8 protein-coding genes are annotated in these 3,242 nt (G+C 66.9%); 7 read left to right on the forward strand and 1 reads right to left on the reverse strand.

Annotated elements, in window-relative coordinates; translation table 11 throughout:
* Positions 1 to 79: 79 nt before the first annotated feature.
* Positions 80 to 163, forward strand: a complete 84-nt coding sequence (locus ACFXS9_RS00590; RefSeq protein ID WP_392683983.1) for a hypothetical protein — start codon at positions 80 to 82, stop codon at positions 161 to 163.
* Positions 145 to 660 (forward strand): hypothetical protein, encoded by a 516-nt coding sequence (locus ACFXS9_RS00595; protein WP_392683963.1) that lies wholly within the window; start codon positions 145 to 147, stop codon positions 658 to 660. The genes ACFXS9_RS00590 and ACFXS9_RS00595 overlap by 19 nt, the downstream gene beginning before the upstream one ends.
* 255 nt (positions 661 to 915) lie before the next feature.
* Here ACFXS9_RS00595 and ACFXS9_RS00600 read toward each other — a convergent pair whose 3' ends face one another.
* Positions 916 to 1,053: a hypothetical protein gene (locus tag ACFXS9_RS00600; protein ID WP_392683966.1), complete on the reverse strand. Its 138-nt coding sequence runs from the start codon at positions 1,051 to 1,053 to the stop codon at positions 916 to 918.
* Between the two features lie 85 nt (positions 1,054 to 1,138).
* Between ACFXS9_RS00600 and ACFXS9_RS00605 the strand changes: the two genes are divergently transcribed.
* The 5 genes from ACFXS9_RS00605 to ACFXS9_RS00625 all read left to right on the forward strand — a co-directional run.
* Entirely contained in the window at positions 1,139 to 1,564 is a 426-nt protein-coding gene (locus tag ACFXS9_RS00605; protein WP_392683968.1) for a hypothetical protein, read from the forward strand.
* Positions 1,565 to 1,687: 123 nt separating this feature from the next.
* Positions 1,688 to 2,146 (forward strand): condensation domain-containing protein, encoded by a 459-nt coding sequence (locus ACFXS9_RS00610; RefSeq protein ID WP_392683971.1) that lies wholly within the window; start codon positions 1,688 to 1,690, stop codon positions 2,144 to 2,146.
* Positions 2,088 to 2,375: a hypothetical protein gene (locus tag ACFXS9_RS00615; RefSeq protein WP_392683974.1), complete on the forward strand. Its 288-nt coding sequence runs from the start codon at positions 2,088 to 2,090 to the stop codon at positions 2,373 to 2,375. The genes ACFXS9_RS00610 and ACFXS9_RS00615 overlap by 59 nt, the downstream gene beginning before the upstream one ends.
* Before the next feature lie 357 nt (positions 2,376 to 2,732).
* A complete protein-coding gene (locus tag ACFXS9_RS00620) occupies positions 2,733 to 2,948 on the forward strand; it encodes an AMP-binding protein (protein ID WP_392683977.1) in 216 nt (71 codons plus the stop codon).
* A 45-nt stretch (positions 2,949 to 2,993) separates the two neighbouring features.
* Positions 2,994 to 3,242: hypothetical protein (locus ACFXS9_RS00625; protein WP_392683980.1), on the forward strand; the 249-nt coding region annotated here is incomplete at its 3' end.

Here is a 3,242-nt window from a genome sequence, read left to right on the forward strand (position 1 = left end):
GACGTGGAGCTGCCCGGCTGATTTTGATGGGGCCGTTGTCCCGATTGGCCGTCCGCTTGCGAACACGCGGATCTATCTGCTGGATGGTGATGGCGCGCCTGTTCCGTTTGGGGCCGTAGGGGAGCTTTACATTGGCGGCGCGGGGTGGCGCGGGGCTATCTGAACCGTCCCGAGCTGACCGCGGAGCGGCTTTTGGCCGATCCGTTCAGCACTGAGCCTGGGGCGCGGATGTACCGGAGCGGGGATCTTGCGCGCTATCTGCCGGACGGCAATCTGGCGTTTCTGGGCCGCAACGACGACCAGGTGAAGATCCGCGGCTTCCGGATCGAGCCGGGCGAGATCGCGGCGCGGCTCGTCGAGCACGCCGCGGTGCGTGACGCGGTGGTGGTGGCGCGCCAGGACCGCGCCGGCGAGCAGCGGCTGGTCGCCTATGTGGTGTGCGCGTCCGAGGCGGGCTCGGATGGGCTGGATGGAAGCGAACTTGCCGGCACCTTGCGCACGCACTTAAGTGCGCGGCTGCCGGACTGCACGGTGCCGTCGGCGTTTGTGCACCTTGCGGCGCTGCCCTTGACGGTGAACGGCAAGCTCGACCGCAAGGCCTGCCGGCGCCTAAGGATGAGGCATGCGCGCGCCGCCTATGAGGCGCCCGCAGCAAGGTGACCTCGAGACGGCGCTTCGGCGACGATCTGAGCCGAGCTTCTGGGTGTTGAGCGGGTCGGACGGAACGACCACTTCTTCGAACTGGGCGGCCACTCGCTCTTGGCGGTGCAGCTGATCGAGCGTTCGCGGCGGCTTCGCTGGGGGTGTGGAGGAGGACTTGTTCGCGGGGCCGGTGCTGGCGGATCTTGGCCGCGAGCCTGCGCAGTCATCGAGGTGGCGGTGCCGGCCAACCTGATCACGGGTAGAGGAGCTCGATCACGCCGCAGATGCTTCGCCGCTGATCGAGCTGACGCAGGAGAGATCGACCGGCTCCTGCCGGCGGTGCTCGGCGGCGTCGGCAACATCCAGGATATTTATGCCTTGTCGCTGCTGCAGGACGGCATCCTGTTCCAATCATCTGCTTTGGCCCGCCAAGGCGATCCGTACCTGCTGGTGTCGCAGATGGCGTTTGCCGACCGTGGCGTGTTGGACCGCTATCTTGCCGTGGTTCAGCGGGTGGTGGACCGGCACGACGGCCTTAAGGACGTCGTTTATCTGGGAGGGCCTGTCGCGCGCGGCCCAGGTGGTGCGGCGGAACGCGCCACTCAACTTGACCGAGGTCGAGCTGGGCGGCTCCGGCGGTGCTGGCCACTCGCTGTTCAGGCTGAGGTTTGATCCGCGCCAGCACCGCATCGATCTTGGCCGGGCCCCGCTGTTGCGGTTTGTGATCGCGCGCCCGCCCGGCATGGCGCGCTGGCTGCTCTTGCAGCTGCAGCATCATCTGATCGGGGATCACACGACGCTGGAGGTGATGCATGCCGGGTTAAGGCCGTGCTCGGCGAGGCGCGACGAGCTGGCCGCCCCGCAGCCGTTCCGCAACCTGGTGGCGCAGGCGCGCCCTGGGCGTTGGTACCAAAGCGCATGAAGGTTCTTCCGGGGACTACTGGGGGACATCGATGCGCCGACCACGCCGTTTGGCAAGCAGGGTCCACGGCGACGGCTGCGGGGTTCATGAGGCACATCGGGCTGCCGCAGGCGCTCAACGCGGTTGCGCAGCCAGGCGCAGCAGCAGGGTAGAGCCTGGCCAGCCCTGTGCCATCTGGCGTGGGGACAGGTGGTGGCGCGCAGCAGCGGCCGCGAGCAGGTGGTGTTCGGCACGGTGCTGTTTGGCCGCATGCATGGCGGCGCGGGTGCCGACCGCACCATGGGCCTGTTCATCAACACGCTGCCGCTGCGGCTTGATCTGGACGGCACCGGGGTCGAGGCGAGCGTGCGGACCGCACGCCCGGCTGGCCGAGCTGCTGGCGCACGAGCATGCGCACCTCGCTGGCGTTGGCGCAACGCGCTGCAGCGGCGTTGCGGCGCCGGCGCCGCTGTTCAGCGCGCTGTTGAACTACCGCCACACCGCGCCAGCACTCGCTTGCGGACCGGATGCTGGGCTGGGCGGCGTGGAATGGCTGGGCGGGGAGGAACGCACCAACTATCCGCTGACCCTGTCGGTGGATGAGTTTGGCGAGGCGCTCGGTCTGACGGCGCAGGTGGCGGAGCCCGTCTCCGCGGATCGGGTCTGCGGCTACATGCAGCGCGCGCTCGAGCAACTGGCCGACGCGCTGGAGCAGGCGCCGAACACGCCGGTGCGCGAGCTGGATATCCTGCCGTCCGCTGAGCGCGCGCGTGATCTGTTGGAGGAGCTGAACCGGACGGCGGCGCCATGTCGAGCAGCAGTGCATCCATGAGCTGTTTGAGGCGTGCAGGCGCCGGATGCGGTGGCGGTGGTCTATCGGCCCAGCTTACAGAGCCTGGGTGGCGGGCTGGCTGGCGCATCATCTGGATCGCGCTCGGGGTCAGGCCATACCGGTGGCGATCTGCCTTCAGCGCAGCATCGCGAGTTTGGTCGGGCTGTTGGCGGTCCGGGAGGCGGGCGGGGTGTAGCTGCCGCTGATCCGGCCTACCTGCGCCGCGCGGCTGCACCAGGTGCTCAAGGATGCGGCACCGTTCAGCTGCTGGCCGATGCGGCGGGACGATCGGCGGGGGGGGGCGATGGGGGTCTGGATCTGACGGTGGTGACCTGGAGACGGCGACCCCGGCGTGGCGTGCAGCTGCCGGCCGCGAACCTGGACCCGCGCGCCGCCCTCGGTCTGACCTCGCGCTATCTCGCCTATGTGATCCACACCTCAGGATCCACCGGAACGCCCAAGGGCGTCATGGCGGAGCATCTTAGATTGATCAATCTAGGGTTGGCTCGTAACCGTGCTTTTGGCGTTTGTTCCAACGTAAGAGTGGTGCAGTTCGGCTCCTTTGGGTTTTGATGCAGAAAAAAAAAAGCTTTCATGGCGTTTGGCTCAGGAGCCGCCTTGCACTTGCCTGCGGGTGAGATCCGTCCAGGGACCAAAAAGAGCTATCGGACAATCTGCGAAACGAAGCCATCACGCATCCGACGTTGCTCTCCCAGCATTGCTTCAGGAAGCCAGCATCTGGAATATTTGGCGTCGCAACTTCTCGTTCTTGCTGGAGAGCTCCCGAAGGCCGAGCTTATCCTGAGCCTTGCCTGCAGCATCTATTGTCAACGCCTATGGACCTACCGCAGCAACAGTCTGCGCGAC

The sequence above is a fragment of the Bradyrhizobium sp. RDI18 genome (genome assembly GCF_043203335.1).
Lineage (GTDB): Bacteria > Pseudomonadota > Alphaproteobacteria > Rhizobiales > Xanthobacteraceae > Bradyrhizobium > Bradyrhizobium retamae.